The 23,174-nt window shown below is 60.7% G+C and carries 19 protein-coding genes and 2 pseudogenes; 12 read left to right on the top strand and 9 right to left on the bottom strand.

What is annotated here, in order from left to right; genetic code table 11:
* Positions 1-30: 30 nt before the first annotated feature.
* Positions 31-864, bottom strand: coding sequence for an aldo/keto reductase (locus tag B0D71_RS21335; protein WP_103396503.1), 834 nt, complete (start codon positions 862-864; stop codon positions 31-33).
* Positions 848-2,596 carry an FAD-dependent oxidoreductase gene (locus tag B0D71_RS21330; RefSeq protein WP_103396502.1) on the bottom strand — a complete coding sequence of 583 codons (1,749 nt, stop codon included), beginning with the start codon at positions 2,594-2,596 and terminating at the stop codon, positions 848-850. The genes B0D71_RS21335 and B0D71_RS21330 overlap by 17 nt, the downstream gene beginning before the upstream one ends.
* Before the next feature lie 175 nt (positions 2,597-2,771).
* Between B0D71_RS21330 and B0D71_RS21325 the strand changes: the two genes are divergently transcribed.
* The 4 genes from B0D71_RS21325 to B0D71_RS21305 all read left to right on the top strand — a co-directional run bounded on the left by B0D71_RS21325 (position 2,772) and on the right by B0D71_RS21305 (position 6,737).
* A complete protein-coding gene (locus B0D71_RS21325) occupies positions 2,772-3,548 on the top strand; it encodes an IclR family transcriptional regulator (RefSeq protein ID WP_103396501.1) in 777 nt (258 codons plus the stop codon).
* Between the two features lie 254 nt (positions 3,549-3,802).
* Positions 3,803-4,858 carry a Gfo/Idh/MocA family protein gene (locus B0D71_RS21320; protein ID WP_103396500.1) on the top strand — a complete coding sequence of 352 codons (1,056 nt, stop codon included), beginning with the start codon at positions 3,803-3,805 and terminating at the stop codon, positions 4,856-4,858.
* 2 nt (positions 4,859-4,860) lie between these two features.
* The gene (locus tag B0D71_RS21315) at positions 4,861-5,676 is read left to right on the top strand and encodes a sugar phosphate isomerase/epimerase family protein (RefSeq protein WP_103396499.1); all 816 of its coding nucleotides are present in this window, start codon (positions 4,861-4,863) and stop codon (positions 5,674-5,676) included.
* A 155-nt stretch (positions 5,677-5,831) separates the two neighbouring features.
* Positions 5,832-6,737, top strand: coding sequence for a DMT family transporter (locus B0D71_RS21305; protein ID WP_103396498.1), 906 nt, complete (start codon positions 5,832-5,834; stop codon positions 6,735-6,737).
* An 889-nt stretch (positions 6,738-7,626) separates the two neighbouring features.
* Here the strand turns inward: B0D71_RS21305 and B0D71_RS21295 are convergent.
* Positions 7,627-8,964 (bottom strand): MFS transporter, encoded by a 1,338-nt coding sequence (locus tag B0D71_RS21295; protein ID WP_103396496.1) that lies wholly within the window; start codon positions 8,962-8,964, stop codon positions 7,627-7,629.
* A 585-nt stretch (positions 8,965-9,549) separates the two neighbouring features.
* On the opposite strand from B0D71_RS21295, the gene quiC reads away from it, so the two are divergent.
* Positions 9,550-11,451 (top strand): 3-dehydroshikimate dehydratase QuiC, encoded by a 1,902-nt coding sequence (quiC, locus tag B0D71_RS21290; protein WP_103396495.1) that lies wholly within the window; start codon positions 9,550-9,552, stop codon positions 11,449-11,451.
* A 102-nt stretch (positions 11,452-11,553) separates the two neighbouring features.
* Positions 11,554-12,231 (top strand): TetR/AcrR family transcriptional regulator, encoded by a 678-nt coding sequence (locus B0D71_RS21285; protein ID WP_103396494.1) that lies wholly within the window; start codon positions 11,554-11,556, stop codon positions 12,229-12,231.
* 109 nt (positions 12,232-12,340) lie between these two features.
* Here the strand turns inward: B0D71_RS21285 and B0D71_RS21280 are convergent, their stop codons facing one another.
* The 3 genes from B0D71_RS21280 to B0D71_RS21270 form a co-directional block, all read right to left on the bottom strand.
* Entirely contained in the window at positions 12,341-13,195 is an 855-nt protein-coding gene (locus tag B0D71_RS21280) for a shikimate dehydrogenase (RefSeq protein WP_103396594.1), read from the bottom strand.
* A 5-nt stretch (positions 13,196-13,200) separates the two neighbouring features.
* Positions 13,201-13,641: a type II 3-dehydroquinate dehydratase gene (aroQ, locus tag B0D71_RS21275; RefSeq protein WP_103396493.1), complete on the bottom strand. Its 441-nt coding sequence runs from the start codon at positions 13,639-13,641 to the stop codon at positions 13,201-13,203.
* 140 nt (positions 13,642-13,781) lie between these two features.
* On the bottom strand, positions 13,782-14,693 hold the full coding sequence (locus B0D71_RS21270; protein WP_103396492.1) for a LysR family transcriptional regulator: 912 nt from the start codon (positions 14,691-14,693) through the stop codon (positions 13,782-13,784).
* A gap of 226 nt (positions 14,694-14,919) precedes the next feature.
* Here B0D71_RS21270 and B0D71_RS31910 point away from each other — a divergent pair.
* Positions 14,920-15,018: pseudogene (locus B0D71_RS31910) on the top strand (DUF4160 domain-containing protein); the annotation flags it as partial.
* Positions 15,006-15,290 (top strand): annotated as a pseudogene (locus tag B0D71_RS21260) (hypothetical protein); the annotation flags it as partial. The pseudogenes B0D71_RS31910 and B0D71_RS21260, both read left to right, overlap by 13 nt.
* A 30-nt stretch (positions 15,291-15,320) precedes the next feature.
* Here B0D71_RS21260 and trmA read toward each other — a convergent pair.
* Positions 15,321-16,400, bottom strand: coding sequence for a tRNA (uridine(54)-C5)-methyltransferase TrmA (trmA, locus tag B0D71_RS21255; protein WP_103396491.1), 1,080 nt, complete (start codon positions 16,398-16,400; stop codon positions 15,321-15,323).
* On the bottom strand, positions 16,397-17,692 hold the full coding sequence (locus tag B0D71_RS21250; protein WP_103396490.1) for an NCS2 family permease: 1,296 nt from the start codon (positions 17,690-17,692) through the stop codon (positions 16,397-16,399). The genes trmA and B0D71_RS21250 overlap by 4 nt, the downstream gene beginning before the upstream one ends.
* A gap of 223 nt (positions 17,693-17,915) precedes the next feature.
* Here B0D71_RS21250 and B0D71_RS21245 point away from each other — a divergent pair, with 223 nt between their 5' ends.
* Both B0D71_RS21245 and B0D71_RS21240 read left to right on the top strand, forming a co-directional pair.
* The gene (locus tag B0D71_RS21245; protein WP_103396489.1) at positions 17,916-18,362 is read left to right on the top strand and encodes a DUF4879 domain-containing protein; all 447 of its coding nucleotides are present in this window, start codon (positions 17,916-17,918) and stop codon (positions 18,360-18,362) included.
* Positions 18,363-18,430: 68 nt separating this feature from the next.
* Positions 18,431-18,982: a DJ-1 family glyoxalase III gene (locus tag B0D71_RS21240; protein ID WP_103396488.1), complete on the top strand. Its 552-nt coding sequence runs from the start codon at positions 18,431-18,433 to the stop codon at positions 18,980-18,982.
* Positions 18,983-18,988: 6 nt separating this feature from the next.
* Here B0D71_RS21240 and B0D71_RS21235 read toward each other — a convergent pair whose 3' ends face one another.
* A complete protein-coding gene (locus B0D71_RS21235) occupies positions 18,989-20,239 on the bottom strand; it encodes an MFS transporter (RefSeq protein WP_033063569.1) in 1,251 nt (416 codons plus the stop codon).
* 425 nt (positions 20,240-20,664) lie between these two features.
* On the opposite strand from B0D71_RS21235, the gene B0D71_RS21230 reads away from it, so the two are divergent.
* Both B0D71_RS21230 and cydB read left to right on the top strand, forming a co-directional pair.
* On the top strand, positions 20,665-22,101 hold the full coding sequence (locus B0D71_RS21230; RefSeq protein WP_103396487.1) for a cytochrome ubiquinol oxidase subunit I: 1,437 nt from the start codon (positions 20,665-20,667) through the stop codon (positions 22,099-22,101).
* Between the two features lie 3 nt (positions 22,102-22,104).
* Entirely contained in the window at positions 22,105-23,112 is a 1,008-nt protein-coding gene (gene cydB / locus B0D71_RS21225) for a cytochrome d ubiquinol oxidase subunit II (protein WP_056728750.1), read from the top strand.
* Positions 23,113-23,174: the final 62 nt, after the last annotated feature.

Here is a 23,174-nt window from a genome sequence, read left to right as displayed (position 1 = left end):
TATCCTGAGGACGATCGCCGGTCTTGCGAATTACTCGTCGAATGCATCCCACACCGGCGCAAAGTCAGGGCTGACCTGACGCTCGCGTTTGGACAGGCTGGCGATCAAGGCACGGTCTTCGTCATCCAGTCGCACATCCAGCGCCGCGAGGTTGGCCAGTTGATTGGACTCGCTGCTGGCCTTTGGGATCGCGGCCACGTTGGGTTGATCGAGCAGCCATTTGAGCGCCACCTGGGTCGGCAGTACGCCGTGTTTCGCGGCGATCTGCTGGATGGCTGGAATCTGCGACACCTTGTTGCGTGCCAGCGGCGTGTAGGCCGTCAGCGCCATATCGTGTTGACGGGCGTAGTCGAGCAGGGCGTTTTGTCCGAGCAGCACGTGGTACTCGACCTGGATCGCCGACAGCGGCGTCCCCAGTTCCGCAATGACTTTGCGCAACAAGGGCAGCGGAAAATTCGCCACGCCAATGTTGCGCGCCAGGCCTTGTTCCTTGAATGACACCAGGGTGTCGAGGGTGCGCGGCAAATCCCAATCGGTGGTTGGCCAATGGAGCATGAACAGGTCGACGTATTCGCTGCGCAGGGCTTTGAGGCTGCGGTCCATGGAATGGCGCATGGCGTCGGGGTGCAGTTGGTCCCACCAGACTTTGGTCGTGACATGGATCTGCTCACGGGGTGTCGGACTGTTCGCCAGCGCCTGTCCGACAGCGTCTTCGTTGTCGTAGGCCGCTGCCGTGTCGATATGCCGGTAACCCAGGGCCAGCGCCTGCTCCACGGCACGGGTACATTCCTCGCCGAGCATTGGCCAGGTACCGAGGCCGAGTTTCGGCATGTTCAAACCCTGTGCGTTAACGATGTGCTGCATGGTCGATCTCCTTTTCATAAGCAGTAACGCCTGCGATATGGCGCGCGGCGATGTAGCCGAAGGTCAGCGCCGGGCCAAGATTGATGCCGCCAGCGGGGTAGTGGCCGCCCATGATGCTGGCCATGTCGCCGCCCGCCGCGTACAGGCCAGCGATGGGTTGCGCCGCGCCATCCAGGACCTGGGCATGTTGGTTGACCTTGAGCCCGGCGAAGGTGCCGAAGCAGCCCGGCTGGACTTTCACGGCATAGAACGGGCCTTGTTCGATTGGCGCGACGCAGGGGTTGGGTCGTTGCAGTGCGTCACCCTGCTTGCGGTTGTAGGGCGTGGAACCACGACCGAACTGCGGATCCTCGCCGTTGCGCGCGTGGTGGTTGTAGTCCGATAGGGTGGTGCGCAAGCCAACCGGATCGATGCCGCAGGCTGCCGCCAATTCCTCAAGGGTATTGCCGGTTTTCAGATAGCCGCTGCGGATGAAGGATGACAGCGGCACCGGAAATGGCCGAGAGATGCCCAGGCCATATCGACGCTGAAAGCCATGGGTGCAGATCAGCCACGATGCTACTTCTTCACCCGGCGGGGCGGCGGCGACCATGGCCGTGACGTAGTCGTAGTAGCCGTTGGCTTCATTGACGAAGCGCTGGCCGTTGCTCAGCACACCGATGATGCCTGGTTTGCCACGCTCGATGATGTGCGGGAAGTGTCCCGAGCTGCCGTCGCTGTGCGGCACTTGGGATACCGGCGCCCAGGCGACGGCGGACGCCATGTCGGTATTGACCCTGGCACCGGCACTTTCGCCCAGGCGCAGACCATCGCCGCAAACGCCGAGGGGCGGCAAGGCCAGATGCTCATGCCCGGTCGGTGTGCGGGGGAACAGTGCCTTGCGGCGCGCGATGTCATTGGCGAAACCACCCGCGGCGAGCACCACGGCCTTGCGTGCATGGATGCGCACCGAGCCTTTGGCGGTGTTGACCACGGCACCTCGCACTTGATCGTTCTCACGCAGCAAGCGGGTCACGGGGGCAGACTCCCAGAGCAGCACGCCGAGGTCGTCGGCGGATTTTGCCAGGCGTGCCACCAACGCCACGCCGTTGACCAGTTGCATCGCCCGGCCATGCACGGCGAGGTCGAACAAGTGACGGCTGAAACGCCGCGTGACGTGCCAGGCCGCCGACAGCGAACGAGTCAGGTTGAGGAATGCCGTGAGATCCGCCCCCGCCATGATCGGCATGCCCATGAACGAAGTTTCCCGCATGGTTTTGCGCAGACGCATGAGCAGCTTGCCGACTTTTCGTGCGTCGTAAGGGGCGGCAATCACCGAGCGTCCACCGGTGCCTGCCCCGGGAGTGTCGCCATGAATGTCGGCAATGGCGTTACCGTCGGCGAATTGCAGCGAGGTGCACTGTTCGAAGAACGACACCATCCGCGGGCCGGCCTCCAGGAAAGCGTCGATCATCGCCGGATCAAAGCGCTCGCCCAGTTCGTGTTCCAAATAAGTGCGCGGCCGTTCAACGTCTTCGACGATGCCCGCGCGCCGGGCCAACGGGTTGCACGGCACCCAGGCCCAGCCACCGGACCAGGCCGTGGCACCGCCGAACACCGGGTCCTTTTCCACCACTATGACTTTCAGTCCGTGCCACGCGGCGGTCACGGCTGCCGACAGTCCCGCCGCACCGGAGCCAACGATCAGTACATCGCAGTCGATGTCGGGAAGAACGTGCGCTTGGGCTGGCATTGTTTGAACTCCGGCGTTTTATTGTTTTGGAATCTGGTTCCAGAAAATATAAGAGGCAGGTGAGGTCGGACAAGTCTGGACGGCGTAAAGCGGGCGGTTATCGAACGATCAGTTCCAGATTTCGCATTCGATCAGATGTCTTCTAGAATCGAGCAAATTTTGCGTGGAAGCGACCATGGCCGGCAGTCAGATCGAACGTGTTTTCAGTGTGCTCGAAAGCCTCACCAGCGATCCCCGTGGCCTGCCGATGCAGACTCTGGCGGAGCAGCTGGATATCCCCAAGAGCGCGACCCATCGCCTGCTGGCCGAGCTGATCCGCCTCGGTTACGTGCGGCAGAATCCGGAGAATTTGCGTTATCACCTCTCGACCAAACTGGTGGCGATGGGCTTCCGCTACCTGTCGAGCAGCGGTGCCGATATCGTGCAGCCGGTGCTTGATCGCCTGGCTCAGGAAACTGGCGAACTGGTACGCCTGGGTGTGATCGACGGCGAGCGTCAGACCTGGATCGCGAAGTCCCAGGGCGCGCGCTCGGGTCTGCGCTACGACCCGGACATGGGCCGCGATGCGCCCTTGTTTTATACCGCCTCGGGGCATGCATGGCTGGCGTGCATGAGCGATGCCGAAGCCTTGTCGCTGGTGGAACGGCAGGGCGCGCAGGTGCCGGAGCATGTGGGACCGAACGCACCGCGCTCGAACATCGAATTGCTTGAACGCCTGCGTCTGGCGCGGGAGCAGGGCTACGCCTGGGTCGAGGAGAGCTCGGCGGTCGGCACTTCGGCGATTGCGGCGGTGGTGCGCCATCCCGCCGATGGGCGGGTGATCGGCGTGCTCAGCATCGCCGGGCCGAGCGCGCGGATGCCGGGGGCGAGGTTGCATGAACTGGCGCCGTTGTTGTTGGCGTTTACCGAGGAGTTGTCGGCGGCAAGTCTGGCGTCGGAGTTGTTCAACTAAAAGCGCCGAAATCCCTTGTGGGAGCGGGCGACCCCGGGATTTGTGCCTCGCTGCAGTCCCCTGTAGGAGCTGGCTTGCCAGCGATGGCGGAGTGTCATGGTGATGACAGTTGCTCCCACACTTTGAACAGCGTTCAGCTTGAGAAGCTGTGCGCTGTTCGAACACTTTCAGGATAGGTCTGTGTAAGAATCTGGAACCAGGTTCTAAATTATTGGAATTCATCGCTCCAATAACATTCACAAGAGGACCGCATCTTGAATTCGCCCCTTCGCATCGCATTGATCGGTGCTGGCAGCATGGGCCAGCAGCATTATCAGCATCTGCAATCCATGACCGAAGCGACCTTGTGCGCCGTGGCCGATCCCGGGCCACAGGCGGCCAGTCTTGCGGCTGAATGGGGTGTGGCGCATTTCGCCGATCATCGTCAGATGTTGGAGCAGGCGAAGCCGGACGCCGTCATCGTCGCCAATCCGAACACTCTGCACGTCAGCACGGCCCTCGATTGCCTCGCGGCCGGCGTGCCGGTACTGCTGGAGAAGCCGGTGGGCGTGCACCTGGATGAAGCCAGGGAACTGGTGGCGGCCTCAAAGGCGAGCGGCGTTCCGGTACTGGTCGGACATCACCGTCGCCACAATCCGCTGATCGTCCGCGCCCACGAACTTGTCCACAGCGGCGCATTGGGTCGATTGACCACGGTCACGGCGCTCTGGCAGTTGCGCAAGCCCGACAGCTATTTTGAAACACCCTGGCGCCGCGAGGCCGGTGCCGGGATGTTGTTGACCAACCTGATCCACGACCTCGATCTGTTGCGGCATTTGTGCGGCGAGGTGCGTCAGGTTCAAGCCATTACCAGCAACGCCATGCGCGGGTTTGCCAACGAAGATTGCGCGGCGGTGTTGCTGCAGTTCGACAACGGCGCGCTGGGCAGTTTGACCGGGTCCGATGCGGTGGCGGCACCCTGGAGCTGGGAGCTGGATTCGGGGGAGAATCCGGTGTATCCGCAACACCCTGAGCAACCGTGCTATTTGCTGGCTGGAACAGGCGGAGCGCTGAGCATTCCGCAACTCAAACGCTGGCAGTACACGGAGGCGGATGGTGGATGGCATCAACCGTTGTTGGCAACCCAGGAACGTTTCGGCACCGAAGAAGCCCTGCGTCTACAGTTGCAGCACTTCGTGCGTGTTGCACGCCGGGAGGTCGAGCCGCTGGTGAGCGCCGCCGATGCCGCGCGTACGTTGGCGCTGATCGAAGCCATTCGCGAAGCCGCCGAAACCGGGCGTGCCTGCGCGCCATCCTTGATCGAGGGTTGAGCATGAGCGAGCGTATCTTCTCCCTGGCCAGCCTGACCGTGCTGGAGTTGTCACCGCCCGATATGGTCGAGGTCGCCGCGCGGGCCGGTTACAGCCATGTCGGCTTGCGTCTGGTGCCGGCAACCCCTGAAGAGCACCATTTTGCCCTGGTAGCCGACCGCGAATTGCGGCGCCAGACCCTGGCGCGTCTGCGCGATACCGGTATTGGGGTGCTGGACGTCGAGATCCTGCGGCTCAAGCCGGAAACCGTCGTCGCCGATTTCGAGAAAATCCTGGCGGTGGGTGCCGAGTTCGGCGCCAGTGAATTGTTGGTGGCCGGTAACGATCCTGACGAACAGCGGCTGACAGAGCATTTTGCCGAGCTCTGTGATCTGGCGGCAGTCTTTGGGCTGCACCCGCATCTGGAGTTCATGCCCTGGACCGATGCGCGCAATCTCCAACAAGCCACGCGTATCGTGGAAAACGCCGGACGTGGAAACGGCGCCGTGCTGGTGGATGCTTTCCACTTCGATCGTTCGGGCTCGCGCCTGGAAGATCTGGCCAAGGTTGCGCCTTCACGGTTACGGTATGCACAGTTGTGTGATGTCGCAGGACCACGGCCTACCGATATGGCGGAGATCTTGCGTCAGGCGCGTAACGAGCGGCGTTTTCCCGGCGATGGCGATTGTGATCTGCCGGGGTTGTTGCGCGGTTTGCCGGCTGACATTCCGTTGAGCCTGGAGATTCCCACCGTGCAGTTGCTGGAGCAGGGTGTGAGTGGATTGGATCGGGCGCAGATGGCTTTGGATAAAACCATGGAATTGTTGGCGCGGCTGTAATCGGTGCTGCGCACCTATCGCTTGTAGGAGCGAACTTGCTCGCGATGGACGTGAGGGCGCCGTGTTTGTCCAGGCGGACATCATCATCGTTGACGACCATCGCGAGCAAGCTCGCTCCTACATGTGATGCTTTTGACTTCAAGTAAGGAAACCCAATGACCGTCAGCACCCCGCTTTCCGGCGTCAATCAGCCCTTCAAAGGGATCCTGCTGATCGTTGTCGCAACCTTCCTGTTTTCCAGTCACGACGCCTTTTCCAAATACCTTTCCGGTTTCTATCCCATTGTCATGGTGGTCTGGGCGCGTTACGTGGTTCACACCTTGCTGATGGCCGGGATTTTCCTGCCGCAATCCGGGCTGGGGGTGCTGCGTACTAAACGGCCGTTACTGCAGCTGATCCGGGCGCTGTGCCTGCTGGGCACCAGTCTGTTTTTCACCACGGGGTTGATGTACATCCCGCTGGCCGAGGCCACGTCGGTCAACTTCCTCGCACCGGTACTGGTCACCGCGCTGTCGGTGCCGCTGCTTGGCGAGCGCGTGACACGGGGGCAGTGGCTGGCGGTGATTTGTGGTTTTGTCGGGGTGCTGATCATCGTTCACCCCGGGGGAGACCTGTTTACCCCGGCGGTGTTGCTGCCGTTTTGCTCGGCACTGTTTTTCTGCTTCTATCAACTGCTGACGCGCAAGCTCAGCGAGATCGACAGCCCGACCACCAGCAACTTCTTCGCAGGCTTGTGCAATACGCTGGTGATGAGTGCGCTGGTGCCGTTCTTCTGGCAGACGCCGAACCTGGTGCATGGCGCGATGATGCTGGCGCTGGGGGCCTGCGGGATGACGGCTCACCTGTTCCTGACCCAGGCTTTCCGCCTCGCGGCACCGGCACTGCTGGCACCGTTCAGCTATTGCCAGATTATCTTCGCCGGTCTGCTTGGCTGGCTGCTGTTTTCCCATACGCCGACACTGACCACCGTCGTCGGCATTGCCGTGATCTGCTGTAGCGGATTGGCCGCGGCCTGGCAGCAAAGCCGCAAAGGTTCATCAGGAAGTCCTGGGAAATTGTAGGAGCCAGCTTGCTGGCGATGGACTCCAGTGCGCCGCGTTTATCCGGTTCATACGCGTCATCGTTAACGACCATCGCTGGCAAGCCAGCTCCTACAAGGGACCGCGTCCTGATCGAAATGGTGTGAACGCCAAACTGTAGGAACCGGCTTGCTGGCGATGGACTCCAGTGCGCCGCGTTTATCCGGTTCATACGCGTCATCGTTAACGACCATCGCTGGCAAGCCAGCTCCTACAGGAGACCGCGTCCTGGTCGAAATGATGTGAACGTCAAACTGTAGGAGCCGGCTTGCTGGCGATGGACTCCAGTGCGCCGCGTTTATCCAGTCCACACGCGTTATCGTTAACGACTATCGCTGGCAAGCCAGCTCCTACAAGGGACCGCGTCCTGGTCGAAATGGTGTGAGCGTCAAACTGTAGGAGCCAGCTTGCTGGCGATGGACTCCAGTGCGCCGCGTTTATCCGGTTCATACGCGTTATCGTTAACGACTATCGCTGGCAAGCCAGCTCCTACAAGGGACCGCGTCCTGGTCGAAATGATGTGAACGTCAAACTGTAGGAGCCAGCTTGCTGGCGATGGACTCCAGTGCGCCGCGTTTATCCAGTTCACACGCGTTATCGTTAACGACTATCGCTGACAAGCCAGCCCCTACAGGAGACCGCGTCCGAGTCGAAATGATGTGAACGTCAAACTGTAGGAGCCAGCTTGCTGGCGATGGACTCAAGTGCGCCGCGTTTATCCAGTTCACACGCGTCATCGTTAACGACTATCGCTGACAAGCCAGCCCCTACAGGAGACCGCGTCCGAGTCGAAAAGGAAGTGGCCGCCAAGCCAGTGAAGGAACCAAAAAAAAAAGCGCAGGCCCGGGATCGGGCCTGCGCCGAGGGAACATCAGTCTGCTATTTGCGGAATCTTGCGCGGTGCCATGAAGTACATCCAGGTCAGCGCGATGAAGTACATCGCCGGAATCAGGGTGAACAGCACCGTGTAATTGTTGTTGGTGACGGTCAGGATGTGGCCGACCAACTGGGTCATGAACATCCCGCCAATCGCCGCACACATGCCGCCGAAGCCGAACACCGTGCTCATCATGTGCTTGGGCGTGTAGTCCATCACCAGGCTCCAGATGTTCGCGGTCCAGGCCTGGTGTGCGCCGATGGCCAGGGAGATGGCGAACACCGCGACCCACAGGTTGCTGGAGCCGGCCGCCATGATCACGCCGATGATGCAGCAGGCGAACAGGAACATGGACATCAGTCGCGCCTTGATCGGGTTGACGCCGCGACCGATCAGGAACGAGGAGAGGATGCCGCCGCCAACGCTACCGAAGTCGGCAGTGAGGTAGATGATGATCAACGGGATACCCATCTGGGTGACGTTGATGCCCAGGTTGTATTGCTGGTTGAGGAACGGCGGCAGCCAATACAGGTAGAACCAGAACACCGGCGCGGTGATCGAGTAGGCGAGGGCGAAGGCCCAGGTGCCGCGCATGCGCAGGATTTTCGAGAAGGGTACGCGGGTTTGTTCCGGTTCGACTTCGTTCTGGATGTAGTCCAGTTCCGACTGTTTGACGCTCGGGTGGTCTTCCGGGTTGAAGTACTTCAGGCCCCAGAACAGCAGCCAGATCGCGCCCAGTGCCGACATGCACAGGAACGCGGCCTGCCAGCCCCAGACGTGCAAGATCAGTGGCAGCAGCATCGGGGTGAACATCGCACCGACGTTGGTGCCGGCGTTAAAGATACCGGTGGCTACGGCGCGCTCGCCGGCCGGGAACCACAGGCGCGTGGTTTTCACGCAGGCCGGGTAGTTGGCGGCTTCGGTCAGGCCGAGGATGAAGCGGCAGACCATGAAGCCAACCGCCGAAGTGGCCAGGCCATGGGCGCCGGTCGCCAGGCTCCAGAGCAGCACGGCGCAGAAGAACACGCGCTTGACGCCGACCCGGTCGATCAACCGGCCCTGCAATACGAAACCGATGGCGTAGCCGACCTGGAACCAGAAGTTGATGTTGGCGTAGTCCATCGCCGTCCAGCTCATTTCCTTGGCCAGGATGGGCTGCATCACGCCCAGGGCGGCGCGGTCGATGTAGTTAAGGGTGGTGGCGAAAAACACCAGCGCCAGCATGCCCCAACGGGTTTTGCCGACTGCCATGGCGCCGCGAATCTTGTCGCCGATGCCGCCAGCGGTGGCGTTCATGGCCGGAGCCATGCGTGAGCTTTGGGAAGGAATCATGTGTGCCATCCGTTCAATGACTGACAAGCGGGGCTCGTCGTGATTTCAAGGGCGCGTGATCAATCGGTCTGTCGCGGCGTGCGCGAAAGGGCTGATCGGCTGTGTTCGTCGGCTGACGGGTTATTCAGCGAGCGGCACGGTTGTGCCAGCGGTGCGCGAGGTTCGGATGGACGCCAGGCAAGGCGTAATGACGGTGGAGCGAGCGAGCAGGGCGTTGAATGAGCGCATGAGCGTATACCCGTTTTTTGAAATTTTTATGTGGTGTTCTGGGTCTTCTTAACCGGGGCCGACGATTTCAAGACCGGACCCAATGTGGTGTTGATGTTGCGCAGTGAACAAAAAATCGTCAATTCGCTATCGGCCATTGTGTTCGATAATCGCACGCAAAACTAACTGGGTAGTACACTTTAAATTGCTGTGCGGGATCGCGCAGCCAATAATTCACTCAAAGCTAAACGCGATCCCTGTAGGAGCCCGGCGTGCCGGCGATGGCGTCCGCGAAGTCGCCATCGCCGGCACGCCGGGCTCCTACAAAAAGCGTGCGATGTCCCTAACAAGATTGCCTCCACCACCGGGAGTCGAAATATGCAGCGTTCCATTGCCACCGTATCCTTGAGCGGTACCCTGCCGGAAAAACTCGAAGCCATTGCCGCCGCCGGTTTCGACGGCGTCGAGATTTTCGAGAACGATCTTCTCTACTACGACGGCAGTCCACGGGAAATTAAACAGATGTGCGCCGATCTCGGGATCGCCATCACCCTGTTTCAACCCTTCCGCGATTTCGAAGGCTGCCGTCGCGATCGCCTGTCGCGCAACCTGGAACGCGCCGAGCGCAAGTTCGACCTGATGCAGGAACTGGGCACTGACCTGGTGCTGGTGTGCAGCAACGCCTCGGCCGAGTCCATCGGTGATGAACAGATTCTGGTCGACGATCTGCGCCTGCTGGCTGAGCACGCCGGGGCACGCGGCCTGCGCGTCGGTTACGAAGCGCTGGCCTGGGGCCGGCATGTGAACACTTATCAACAGGTGTGGAACATCGTGCGTCAGGCCGATCACCCAAGCCTGGGCGTGCTGCTGGACAGCTTTCACACCTTGTCGCTCAAGGGCGACCCGAGTGCTATCGCCGAGATTCCCGGGGACAAGATTTTCTTCGTGCAAATGGCCGACGCGCCGATCCTGGCCATGGACGTGCTGGAGTGGAGCCGGCATTTTCGCTGCTTCCCTGGGCAAGGCGAATTCGATTTGCCGGGGTTCCTCGCGCCGATCATCAAGAGCGGGTACACCGGGCCATTGTCGCTGGAGATCTTCAACGACGGCTTCCGCGCCGCGCCGCCACGGGCCAACGCCGCCGATGGTTTGCGTTCGTTGTTGTACCTGGAGGAGAAAACCCGCGAGCGTCTGGCCCAGGAAGCCAAGCCTGCGGCCAACCCTGAGATTCTGTTCGAAACCCCCAAGGCCAGCGAGTACAACGGCATCGAGTTTCTCGAATTCGCCGTGGACGAGAGCCTCGGCGCCAAGCTCTCCCACTGGCTGGAGCGGCTGGGCTTCGTCAAGGCCGGGCAGCATCGGTCCAAGAGCGTCAGCCTGCTGCGCCAGGGTGACATCAACCTGATCCTCAACTCAGAGCCTTACTCCTTCGGCCACAGCTTTTTCGAAGCCCACGGCCCTTCGTTGTGCGCCACCGCCGTGCGGGTCAAGGACAGCGCGAGCGCATTGGCCCGTGCCGTGGCCTACAAGGGCCAGCCCTATCGCGGGCTGGTGGGCCCCAATGAATTGGAACTCGCCGCCGTGCGTGCGCCGGATGGCAGCCTGATTTATCTGGTGGACCAGGATGCCGACGTCTACGGCACCGACTTCAATCTGCTGGCGGATGCGCCAGTCAGTGGTGGCCTCAAGCGCATCGACCACATGGCCATGGCGCTGCCGGCCGACAGCCTCGACAGCTGGGTGCTGTTCTATAAGAGCCTGCTGGATTTCGAGGCGGACGATGAAGTCGTGCTGCCGGATCCTTATGGTCTGGTGAAGAGCCGCGCCTTGCGCAGCCGCGACAGTTCGATCCGCCTGCCGCTGAACATTTCCGAGAACCGCAACACCGCGATTTCACACGCGCTGTCGAGTTATCGCGGCTCCGGTGTGCATCACATCGCGTTTGATTGCGATGACATCTTTGCCCAGGTCAGCCGTGCGAAAGAGGCAGGTGTACCGCTGCTGGATATCCCGCTCAACTACTATGATGACCTGGCGGCGCGGTTCGACTTTGACGACGAGTTCCTCAGCGAACTGGCCTACTACAACGTGTTGTACGACCGCGACGCCCAGGGCGGTGAGCTGTTTCATGTGTACACCGAACCGTTCGAGGGGCGATTCTTCTTCGAGATCATCCAGCGTAAAAACGGTTATGCCGGCTATGGCGCGGCCAACGTCGCGGTGCGTCTGGCGGCCATGGCCAAATCCCGCAGCGGCGCTTTGCGTCAGGCGAAGTTGTAGGAAATTCGTAAACGCGGGATTAAACGTGGGTCGCGCGGGTTCCCTCACCGTGTCGCGCGGCCCATAATCGCCAGCCTGTGCAGTGATGGCCGTGAGCCCGCAATGACAATGACCTCAGAACTCCCCGCAGCCTCCGTAGAACCTAGTGTCGAGCCGCGTAAGAGTCGCAAGAACAACCCGGAAAAGACCCGCGAGAACATCCTGCAGGAGGCGATTGTCGAATTCGTCCAGCAGGGGCTTTCCGGTGCTCGTGTCGATGCCATCGCCGAGCGCATCCACACCTCAAAGCGCATGATCTATTACTACTTCGGCAGTAAGGAGCAGCTCTACGTCGAGGTGCTGGAAAAACTCTACGGCGATATCCGCAATACCGAAAATCGCCTGCACCTGGCAGAGCTGGCGCCAGTCGAAGCCATTCGGCGCCTGGTGGAGTTCACCTTCGATCACCATGATCGCAACGTCGATTTCGTGCGCATCGTCAGTATCGAGAACATTCACAACGCCGAGTACGTGAAGCGTTCCGATGCGATCAAGGCGATGAACAACACTATCCTCGATTCACTGGGCGAGATTCTGCGTCGCGGCGCCGAGCAGGGGCTGTTCCGTACCGGTCTTGATCCGCTGGATGTGCATCTGTTGATCAGTTCGTTCTGCTTCTATCGCGTCTCGAACCGCCACACATTTGGTGAGATTTTTCAGATCGACCTGCCGGACGAGCGCATAAAGCAGCGTCATCGCGAGATGATTTGCGAGTCGGTGTTGCGTTACCTGCAGGCCTGATACAAACACCTTGTAGGAGCTGGCTTGCCAGCGATGGCGGCCTGCCTGATACACCGCATCGCCTGTTTCGCCAGCAAGCCGGCTCCTACGAATCGGCAAATTTGCCGATTCAGTCATTCATGCTCTGGAAATGCTCAAGCATCCGCTGGGCATCCGGCACCACGCCGCTGAACAACTCGAACGCCTTCACCGCCTGAAACACCGCCATGTTGCCGCCGTCCAGCGTCCGGCAGCCGAGGGCGCGGGCGTTGCGCAGCAGTTCGGTTTCCAGCGGGAAGTAAACGATCTCCGCCACCCACAATTGGGCCCGCAGCAACTCGACCGGCACTGGCATGCCCGGCAGTTTTTTCATGCCCATCGGTGTGGTGTTCACCAGGCCGTCAGCCTGGGCCATGGCACTGGGCAGGTCATACCCGGCCACCGCACGACCGGCATCGAAATGCTGATTGAGGTTGTCGGCCAGATCCTGGGCGCGGCGGATGTCCACATCGAAAATGCTCAACTGTTGTACGCCTTCGCTCAACAACGCGTGGGCCACCGCCGCACCTGCGCCGCCAGCGCCCATCTGTACGACGCGCTCAACGGCAACGCCCTTCAAACCCCGGCGAAAACCCTCGGCAAAGCCCAGGCAATCGGTGTTGTGGCCGATGCGTTTGCCATCCTTGAGCACCACCGTGTTGACCGCGCCGATACCGCGGGCCTCCGGTGAGAGTTCGTCGAGCAACGGGATGATCGCCTGCTTGCATGGAAACGTGACGTTCAGCCCGGTGAAGTGCATGCGCTCGGCAGCCATCAACAGGTCGGGCAGGGCATTGCTGTCGAGTTTCAACTGATCAAGATCAATCAGGCGATACAGGTAGCGCAGCCCTTGGGCATCGCCTTCGTGCTCGTGCAGCGCCGGCGTGCGGGAAGCCTGGATGCCGGCGCCGATCAGCCCGGCCAGTACCACGTGGTTCTGAGTCACGGCGATCACCCCTTCAAACGTTGGCTGAAGTGTTCCAGTGCCAGGCGATAGCCATGACTGCCGAAACCGGCCATCACGGCAGTCGCGATGGCGGAAACGAACGAGTGGTGGCGGAAGGGCTCGCGGGCATGGACGTTGGACAGGTGGACTTCGATCACCGGCAGTTCGCTGGCGACCAGGGCATCGCGAATGGCGACAGAGGTGTGGGTCCACGCAGCCGGGTTGATCAAGATCCCTGCACAGCGGCCACGGGCGGCGTGAATCCAGTCGAGCAGTTCGCCTTCATGGTTGGTCTGGCGAAACTCCACTGCCAGGCCGAACTCTTCGGCGGCACGTGCGCACAGGGCCGAAATGTCTGCCAGGGTTTCGTGGCCGTAAGTCGCTGGTTCACGAGTGCCGAGCAGGTTCAGGTTCGGGCCGTTGAGCACCAGAACGATAGGGGACATTGGAATCTCTCCACTTATTATTTTTGGAATCGGCCGAGGTTTTCGGCCTGTGGAGATAAATTGTACTAACTGGTTAATTCGGTCAATTGAAGTGCAGACACGCTGGCGGTTTGTGGGCGGTGATCGGACACTTTCGCTGGTCAGCGCGGCAAATGCTCCACCAGAAAATCGATGAACGCCCTCAGGCGCAACGGTATGTGGCGACTTTGCGGGTATAGCAGCGTGAATGGCCGCGAGCGTCCGCCATAGGGCTTGAGCACTTCCACGAGCGAGCCGTCGGCCAGTTCCTTTTCAACGATAAAACGATAGGTCTGAAACAACCCCGCCCCGTGTTTGGCCAGCGTCACTCCGCCCAGTACATCATCGGAACAACTGAGGTTACCCTCGGCCAGAATCTCGCGGGGCGCGCCTTCATCGTTGAACAACCAGGCAATGCGCCGGCCGCTGCTGGGCAGTTCGTACTGAATGCATTCGTGGTGTTCGAGGTCGTCGAGGGTCTGCGGAGTGCCGGCCCGTTTCAGGTAGTCAGGGCTGGCGATCATCACCAGAGCTGCATCCTCCAATTGTCGGGCGATCAGGCCGGAATCCGGGATGGCTCGCACCCGAATCGCCATGTCGTAGCCTTCGCCGACGAAATCGATGTTGCGATTGCTGATATGCGACTCGACCTTCACCGCCGGAAAACGCGCCCGAAATTCGGGCAACAGGGGCAGGATTCGATGATGCGCGTAGGTGGTCGGAATACTGATGCGCAAGGTACCGGACGGCACTTGCTGCTGGCCCATGACCTCGCGCTGGGCTTCGACCAGTTGTGCCAGGGCCTGGCGACATTCTTCGTAGTAGCGGCGACCACTGTCGGTCAGCTTCACACTGCGCGTGGTGCGCGCAAACAGACGCACGCCCAGGCGTTCTTCCATGCGCGACACCGAACGGCTCACTGCTGCCGGCGTTACCCCAGCCACCAGTGCGGCAGCGGTGAAGCTACCGGACTCGGCCGCCAGGCAAAACAGCTCAATGCTGCCCAACTGAAGATCGTCGAATTGTCGCTGCATGATTGATGACACCGGGGATCAGATGAAGGAGCTGGATCAGTATTTATCAGGTGCCAGCGCGGTAATGAAAGGATTTCTTGCCATTGCGCGCGGTGTTCCGCAGGGCCGGATAACGCCAGGACGCTAGCCTGAGAACGGAAGAAATGATTCGACTGCCAATGCCAGCGGTCGGATTCTCCAAAGGACTTCGAATCCCCGGATTCATTAACCTAACGGATGGGTTGGCATGAAGGTATGCAATGACAAAGGACTGTCGGTAGTGATCATGTTGCGAGACGAGCATTGTCCGCCACATGCGCATGTGGAGGCGGGTACGTGGAGTGCTATGATTTTGAGGGCGGGGACTTCGCCAGTCTGACTGTAGGCTTCGCGGGTACTGCCCTGTGCCATGAAGGCAAGGACCTGCATGTATCTATCGCCGGGATGATTTCTGCGAGCAAGCCGCTGATGGCCATGGCGGCCTCGCTCGTCGCTTCGCGCAATGGTCGCCAGAGCAGTGCCGCAAAGTCTGAAGCCGCGCGGGTCAATGGCAAGAAAGGCGGGCGCCCGCGCAAGGTCGATGTTGTCTTGCCGGTACCCACAAAAAAGCCGTCGTGAAGACGGCTTTTTTGTGCCTGGCAGGCGCCATCAACGCCGGGTCAGCATCACCCCGGATTCCATGTGATGGGTCCACGGGAACTGGTCGAACATCGCGCATCGGGTGATGCGGTGGGTGTCGTGCAGTTGGGCGATGTTGGCTGCCAGGGTCTCCGGATTGCAGGAGATGTACAGGATGTTGTCGAAGCGCCGGGTCAGCTCGCAGGTGTCCGGGTCCATGCCGGCGCGGGGCGGGTCGACGAACACGCTGCCGAACTCGTAGCTCTTGAGATCGATGCCGTGCAAGCGCCGGAACGGACGCACTTCGTTCAGGGCTTCGGTCAGTTCTTCGGCGGACAAACGCACCAGGGTGACGTTATCCACTGCGTTTTCGCTGAGATTGCTCAAGGCTGCGTTGACCGATGTCTTGCTGATTTCGGTGGCCAGCACTTTACGCACGCGGGTGGCGAGCGGCAGGGTGAAGTTGCCGTTGCCGCAATACAGCTCCAGCAAATCATCAGAGCGATCGCCAAGCGCATCGTATGCCCAGTTGAGCATCTTCTGGTTCACCGTGCCGTTGGGCTGGGTGAACGCGCCTTCGGGCTGGCGATAGCTGAAGGTGCGGCCGCCGACTTCCAGCTTCTCGACCACGTAATCGTGACCGATGACTTCGCGTTTGCCCTTGGAGCGGCCGATGATGCTGACGTTCAGGTCCGTCGCCAGTTTCGACGCTGCCGCATGCCAGTGCTCGTCCAGCGGGCGGTGATAGCACAGGGTGATCATCGCGTCGCCGGCCAGGGTGGTCAGGAACTCCACCTGGAACAGCTTGTGGCTCAGGGGGGCGCTGGCTTGCCAGGCTGCCTTGAGCTGCGGCATCAATTGGTTGATGCGCAAGCTGGCGATCGGGAACTCTTCGATCAGGATTGGCGTGCGTTTGTCTTCCTGGGAAAACATCGCGTAGTGACGCTCACCGGCCTCGCGCCACAGGCGGAACTCGGCGCGCAGGCGGAAGTTTTTCAGCGGCGAATCGAAAACGGCTGGCTCCGGTGCATCGAACGGGGCCAGCAGGTCACGCAAACGCGTGACCTTTTCTTCGAGCTGAACGGCATAGGCCTGGGAATCAAAAGTCATGCGTTGAACCAACCCAGCTTGATCACGAACAGAATCGACAGGATCACCAGCGCCGGGTTCAGCTCACGGCCACGACCGGACATCAGCTTGATGGCGGTCCAGGCAATGAAACCGAAGGCGATGCCATTGGCGATGGAGTAAGTGAACGGCATTGCCAGCGCGGTGATTACCACCGGCGCGGCGACGGTAATGTCGTCCCAGTCTATTTCGGCCAGGCCGGATGTCATCAGTACGGCGACGAACAGCAGGGCCGGCGCGGTGGCGAAGGCAGGAACGCTGGCGGCCAGGGGCGAGAAGAACAGCGCGAGCAGGAACAGGATCGCCACTACGACGGCGGTCAGGCCGGTGCGGCCACCGGCACTGACGCCGGCGGCGGACTCGATGTAGCTGGTGGTGGTCGAGGTGCCCAGCAGGGAACCGGCCATGGCGGCGGTGCTGTCGGCGATCAGGGCGCGGCCCATTTTCGGCATGTGACCGTCCTTGCCCATCAGCCCGGCGCGCTTGGCGACGCCGATCAGGGTGCCGGAGTTATCGAACAGGTCGACGAACAGGAAGGCGAAGATCACGCTGACCAGACCGATGTCCAGTGCACCTTTGATATCCAGTTGCAGGAAGGTCGGCGCCAGCGACGGAGGCATCGACATCACGCCACCGAACGGGGTGAAACCCATGACGATCGAAACGATGGTCACCACCAGAATGCCGATCAGCACCGCACCGCGCACGGCCAGGGCTTCAAGCGCGACGATCAAGGCAAAGCCAAGGGTGGCCAGGATCGGGGCCGGTTGTTTCAGGTCGCCGAGGCCGACCATGGTCGCTTGGTTGCTGACCACGATACCGGCGTTGTGCAGGGCGATCAGCGCCAGGAACAGGCCGATGCCGGCGGCAATCGCCGAGCGCAGCGGCAGCGGGATGCTGTTGATGATCCATTCACGGATACGGAAGATCGACAGCAGGAAGAAACACACCGCCGAGATGAACACCGCGCCCAGCGCCACTTGCCAGGTATGGCCCATGTGCAGGACCACGGTGTAGGTAAAGAAGGCGTTCAAGCCCATGCCCGGTGCGAGGGCGATCGGGTAGTTGGCGATCAGGCCCATGACCGTGGAGCCGATGGCGGCAGCCAGGCAGGTGGCGACAAACACTGCGCCCTTGTCCATGCCGGTCTCGCCGAGGATGCTCGGGTTGACGAACAGAATGTAGGCCATGGCCAAAAAGGTCGTGACGCCCGCCAGAATCTCGGTCCGCACGTTGGTGTTGTGTGCCTTGAGTTGAAACAGCCTTTCCAGCATGTCTGCTCCCCGTGGCGCGCCGGGCGCCGTGAATGTATCGACCTCAACAGCAAAGCACAGGCAGCAGAACGCGCCTGGAAATTACTGTGGGCCGGAAAAAGCCGCGCATCATACCAGTAGCTTGGGAATATGGCTGCTTATGGCAGTGATCGTCGTCGATGTTTTGCGACAAAGCCAAGTGCGCCATACTGCGCGCTGGTTTTTTGGGGTGGATGGGTCTTGCATGAAAAGGCGTCTGTTTAGCGTGTTCGGCGTATTGATGGCGCTGCTGCTCGGGGCACAAACGGCCACGGCGGCATCGGCTCCGCCACTGACGCAATTGAAAGTACTCAAAGTTGCGTCGCCGTCCTGTGGTGTCGAGAACATCGACGAAGGGCAAACCCGAACGCGCTGTGATCACAGTGGCCCGAACATCACGGTGTACGTGCTGGAGGTGGGTTATGGACGCGAGGCCCATGTCGCCCTGGACGGTTTTGAAGTGAACGGCACCCGTACACCGGTCTGCGCGTTCAAGAACGGCAACCTGACCAGTTGCACCCCCGGGGAAAAAACCGTCGGCTATTTGTATGCCCTTGATCTGGCGGGCAAGCAGGAAGGCACGCTGACTTTCAGCAATACCTCGATCAACGCCCCCGGCAATACGATGTCGACGCAGCTTTACATCCAGTAGCCGCAGGTCTTGAACAAGGGTCAGGAAAGCTGACTACGCTTAAAAGATCATTCTCTGGACATATCCTGATGACCTTTAGAGCCTTGATTGCCCTCGCCGAGGGCACCGATGACCTGCAAACCGTGACCCTGATCGACGTACTGCGCCGCGCCAAGATAGAAGTGGTGGTGGCCAGTATCGAAGGACGGCGCATGCTCACCTGCGCTCGCGGCACTCGGCTGACGTCCGATGCGATGCTGGTGGACTTGCTGGCGCAACCGTTCGACCTGATTGCCTTGCCCGGTGGTGCGGTGGGTTCGCAGCACCTGGCAGCACATCAACCCCTGCAACAATTGATCAAGGATCAGGCGGCGGCCGGTCGCCTGTACGCCGGCATTGCCGAAGCGCCCGCCGTGGCGCTGCAAGCCTTTGGCGTATTGCGTCAACGGCGCATGACCTGCCTGCCTTCGGCCAGCCATCAACTGTCGGGCTGTAACTTCGTCGATCAACCGGTAGTGGTCGACGGCAATTGCATCACCGCCCAGGGTTCGGCTGGCGCATTGGCGTTTGCCCTGGCGCTGGTGGAACAGCTCTGCGGAAAAGCCACACGTGCGGCGGTGGCGGGGGAGTTGTTGGTTTAGCCTGCTTCAGGCTTTCGCTTCTTCCTTCTCTTCATCTTTAGCCACGTGCATGCGATCGCGGCTGGCCAGGGTCGGGAACAGTTTGACCCACACCCCGGTCACCACCAGCGTGCCGATCCCGCCCATGACCACGGCTGGCACGGTGCCGAACCAATGGGCAGTCAGGCCCGATTCGAACTCGCCCAACTGGTTCGAAGCACCGATGAACAGCCCGTTCACGGCGCTGACCCGGCCGCGCATTTCGTCCGGAGTTTCCAGTTGAACGAACGAGGCGCGGATCACCATGCTGATCATGTCTGCCGCGCCCAATACCACTAGCACCGCCAGGGAAAACCAGAACGAGGTCGACAGGCCGAAGGCGATGGTTGCCACACCGAAGATGCCCACGGCGGTGAACATCACCCGCCCGACGTTGCGCTCCACGGCAAATCGCGCGAGGAACAACGACATCAGCAGCGCACCCACTGCCGGTGCCGAACGCAACAGGCCCAACCCCCACGGGCCGGTCAGCAGGATGTCCTTGGCGAACACCGGCAGCAACGCCGTCGCACCGCCCAATAGGACTGCGAACAGGTCGAGGGAGATCGCCCCGAGAATGTCCGGACGACTGCGGATAAAGCGAATGCCCGCCAGCAGTGAATCCAGCGTGGCCTTGCCCTTGTTCAGCGGGGTTTGCCGGGCTGGCAGGTTGAGCATCAGCGAACAGGCGATGACATACAGCAATACCGTCGGGCCATACACCCAGACGCTGCCGAAGGCGTAGAGCAAGCCGCCAAGGGCCGGGGCGACGATGGTGGCCGATTGCTGGGCCGATTGCGCGGCGGCCACTGCGCGTGGGAACAGCGCGCTGGGCACGATGCTCGGCAGTAGGGCCTGGGTGGTCGGCATTTCAAAGGAACGAGCGGCCCCGAGCAGGAAGGCCAGGATAAAGATCATTTCCCGGGTGACATGGTCGGTCGCGCTGCCGATGGCCAGCGACAAGGCGATCAATGCCTGCAGGGACTGGCAGATCGCCGCGACCTTGCGCCGGTCATAGCGGTCGGCGACATGCCCTGTATGCAGCATGAACAGCACGCGCGGGGCGAACTCGACCAGGCCGACCAGACCCAGGTCGAGCACGTTGCCGGTCAACTGATATAGGTTCCAGCCGATGGCCACGGTGAGCATCTGGAAGCCGCTGGCGGTAAAGACCCGGGCCAGCCAGAACGCAAGAAAAGGGCGATGGTGACGTAACAGCAAGGGCTCTTGGCTGGGCATCTGCGGGGAAATCTGGGGAAAGGGGAACGTCGAGATTACCACCAACCTGTAACAGGAAGTTGCCATGACAAAAAATTTAGTTAGCCAGACATCGATTTTTCAAACGCCGAAAACCTTGTGGTGAGGGAGCAAGCTCCCTCGCCACAGGAAATGTATTTCAGGTCGTGACCAAGGCCGTGAGGCAACTTGTCACGCGGCAAAAGACCACGCGGTTCATCCCCGAAATTGGGACTACTCTTTCAACGTTGATTGATCCAGATCAAAACCCACAAAAGGAATTGATCCGGCGGCCGCAAGGCCAGACTCCCTGCGTTGTGATGCGTGCAAAAAAAAGAACAAACAGAGATTCGCCACACTCCATATCCGTGGGGGCCGTGGGTGCAGGCTTCCAGCCAGCAGCCGTACTACCTGACAGAGGAAGACTTATGTTCGGTTTAGAGGCACTTGATCTCGCCCGAATTCAGTTCGCGTTCACCATCTCGTTCCACATCCTGTTTCCGGCCATCACCATCGGCCTGGCGAGTTACCTGGCGGTACTCGAAGGGCTGTGGCTCAAAACCCACAACGACACCTACCGTGACCTCTACCATTTCTGGTCGAAAATCTTTGCCGTCAACTTCGGCATGGGGGTGGTTTCCGGCCTGGTAATGGCCTATCAGTTCGGCACCAACTGGAGCCGTTTTTCGGACTTCGCCGGTTCGGTCACCGGGCCGTTGCTGACCTATGAAGTGCTCACGGCGTTCTTCCTCGAGGCCGGGTTCCTGGGCGTCATGCTGTTTGGCTGGAACAAGGTCGGGCGTGGCCTGCACTTCTTTTCCACGGTGATGGTCGCTATCGGTACGCTGATCTCGACGTTCTGGATTCTTGCCTCCAACAGCTGGATGCAGACCCCGCAGGGTTTTGAAATCGTCAACGGCCAGGTCATTCCAACGGATTGGCTGGCGATCATTTTCAACCCGTCGTTCCCGTATCGCCTGATGCACATGGCCACGGCGGCGTTCGTTGCCACGGCCTTCTTTGTCGGTTCCTCCGCGGCCTGGCATTTGCTGCGCGGCAAGGACAACCCGGCGATCCGCAAAATGCTCTCGATGGCCATGTGGATGGCATTGATCGTCGCGCCGATCCAGGCGGTCATCGGTGATTTCCACGGCCTCAATACGCTTGAGCATCAGCCGGCAAAAATCGCCGCGATCGAAGGCCACTGGGAAAACAAGGGTAACGAGGCGACGCCGTTGATCCTGTTCGGCTGGCCGGACATGAAGGAGGAGAAAACCAAATTCGCCGTCGAGATCCCGTACCTGGGCAGCCTGATTCTTACGCACTCCCTGGATAAACAGGTGCCTGCGCTCAAGGAATTCCCGCCCGAAGACCGGCCGAATTCGACCATTGTGTTCTGGTCGTTCCGGATCATGGTGGGCCTGGGCTTGCTGATGATCTTCACCGGATTGTGGAGCCTGTGGCTGCGCAAGCGTGACACCCTCTACACCTCGCGGCCGTTTCTGTATCTGGCGTTGTGGATGGGGCCGTCCGGCCTGATCGCGATCCTCGCCGGCTGGTTCACCACGGAAATCGGCCGTCAGCCGTGGGTGGTCTACGGCCTGATGCGCACGGCAGATGCGTCGTCCAACCATAGCTTCATGCAGATGAGCATCACCCTGATCCTGTTTGTCGTGGTTTATTTCGCGCTGTTTGGCGCCGGTCTTGGCTACATGATGCGCCTGGTGCGCAAGGGGCCGAAGGTCGACGAAGGCAAGGAAACCAACGACGGTGGCCCCGGCCAGAAACGCACGCCGGCCCGTCCGCTGTCCGCCGCCGACGACGATCACGCCGATGCCGGCCACAGCCTGACCAAGGAGATTTGAATCATGGGTATTGATCTTCCGCTGATCTGGGCCGTGATCATCATCTTCGGCATCATGATGTATGTGGTCATGGACGGTTTTGACCTGGGCATCGGCATTCTCTTCCCGTTCATTCCGGGCAAGACCGATCGCGATGTGATGATGAACACCGTCGCCCCCGTCTGGGACGGCAACGAGACCTGGCTGGTGTTGGGTGGCGCGGCGTTGTTCGGCGCGTTTCCGCTGGCTTATTCGGTGGTGCTCTCGGCGTTGTACCTGCCGCTGATCCTGATGTTGATCGGGTTGATCTTCCGCGGCGTGGCCTTCGAGTTCCGCTTCAAGGCCAGGGACGACAAGCGTCACCTGTGGGACAAGGCGTTCATCGGTGGCTCGGTCACTGCGACGTTCTTCCAGGGTGTTGCGCTTGGCGCGTTCATCGATGGGCTGCCGGTGGTCAATCGGCAGTTCGCCGGTGGTTCACTGGATTGGCTGACACCGTTCACGATGTTCTGTGGTGCGGCACTGGTGGTGGCGTACGCGTTGCTCGGCTGCACCTGGCTGATCATGAAGACCGAAGGCAAGTTGCAGGAGCAGATGCATGACCTGGCACGGCCATTGGCCTTCGTGTTGCTGGCGGTGATCGGCATCGTCAGCATCTGGACCCCGTTGGCCCACACGGATATCGCCGCACGCTGGTTCACCATGCCGAATCTGTTCTGGTTCATGCCGGTGCCGATCCTGGTGCTGGTGACGATGTATGGCCTGATCCGCGCCGTGGCCCGCAATGCGCATTACACGCCGTTCCTGCTGACCCTGGTGCTGATCTTCCTCGGTTACAGCGGCTTGGGCATCAGCCTGTGGCCGAACATCATCCCGCCGTCGATCTCGATCTGGGATGCCGCCGCTCCGCCGCAAAGCCAGGGCTTCATGCTGGTGGGCACGCTGTTCATCATCCCGTTCATCCTGGGCTACACCTTCTGGAGCTACTACGTGTTCCGCGGCAAGGTCACCCATGAAGACGGCTATCACTAGCCCTGCACACCACGAAACTATGTAGGAGCGAGCTTGCTCGCGATGGCGTCCTCACAGACGCC

The organism is Pseudomonas laurylsulfativorans, assembly GCF_002906155.1.
Lineage (GTDB): Bacteria > Pseudomonadota > Gammaproteobacteria > Pseudomonadales > Pseudomonadaceae > Aquipseudomonas > Aquipseudomonas laurylsulfativorans.
The sequence above is the reverse complement of the archived record's forward strand: the minus strand, read 5'-3'. Positions and strand labels throughout refer to the sequence as shown.